General features: G+C 53.6%; 1 rRNA gene. It reads left to right on the plus strand.

Features of this window, described 5'->3' with window-relative positions:
* Positions 1-1211, plus strand: a 23S ribosomal RNA gene (locus ACF8R3_RS07650); the annotation flags it as partial.

The following is a 1211-nucleotide window of genomic DNA, read 5'->3' on the forward strand; positions in this document are numbered from 1 at the left end:
CCAAGAAAAGCTCCTAAGCTTCAGATAACTGGGAACCGTACCCCAAACCGACACAGGTGGTTAGGTAGAGAATACCAAGGCGCTTGAGAGAACTCGGGTGAAGGAACTAGGCAAAATGGCACCGTAACTTCGGGAGAAGGTGCGCCGGCGAAGGTGAAGGGCTTGCCCCGTAAGCTTTTGCTGGTCGAAGATACCAGGCCGCTGCGACTGTTTATTAAAAACACAGCACTCTGCAAACACGAAAGTGGACGTATAGGGTGTGACGCCTGCCCGGTGCCGGAAGGTTAATTGATGGGGTTAGCGCAAGCGAAGCTCTTGATCGAAGCCCCGGTAAACGGCGGCCGTAACTATAACGGTCCTAAGGTAGCGAAATTCCTTGTCGGGTAAGTTCCGACCTGCACGAATGGCGTAACGATGGCGGCGCTGTCTCCACCCGAGACTCAGTGAAATTGAAATCGCTGTGAAGATGCAGTGTATCCGCGGCTAGACGGAAAGACCCCGTGAACCTTTACTATAGCTTTGCACTGGACTTTGAATTTGCTTGTGTAGGATAGGTGGGAGGCTTTGAAGTGGGGACGCCAGTTCTCATGGAGCCATCCTTGAAATACCACCCTGGCAACTTTGAGGTTCTAACTCAGGTCCGTTATCCGGATCGAGGACAGTGTATGGTGGGTAGTTTGACTGGGGCGGTCTCCTCCCAAAGAGTAACGGAGGAGTACGAAGGTGCGCTCAGACCGGTCGGAAATCGGTCGTAGAGTATAAAGGCAAAAGCGCGCTTGACTGCGAGACACACACGTCGAGCAGGTACGAAAGTAGGTCTTAGTGATCCGGTGGTTCTGTATGGAAGGGCCATCGCTCAACGGATAAAAGGTACTCCGGGGATAACAGGCTGATACCGCCCAAGAGTTCATATCGACGGCGGTGTTTGGCACCTCGATGTCGGCTCATCACATCCTGGGGCTGAAGCCGGTCCCAAGGGTATGGCTGTTCGCCATTTAAAGTGGTACGCGAGCTGGGTTTAGAACGTCGTGAGACAGTTCGGTCCCTATCTGCCGTGGACGTTTGAGATTTGAGAGGGGCTGCTCCTAGTACGAGAGGACCGGAGTGGACGAACCTCTGGTGTTCCGGTTGTCACGCCAGTGGCATTGCCGGGTAGCTATGTTCGGAAGAGATAACCGCTGAAAGCATCTAAGCGGGAAACTTGCCTCAAG

Source organism: Pseudomonas sp. FYR_7, from assembly GCF_043106155.1.
In the GTDB taxonomy this organism is placed as follows: Bacteria; Pseudomonadota; Gammaproteobacteria; order Pseudomonadales; family Pseudomonadaceae; genus Aquipseudomonas; species Aquipseudomonas parafulva_B.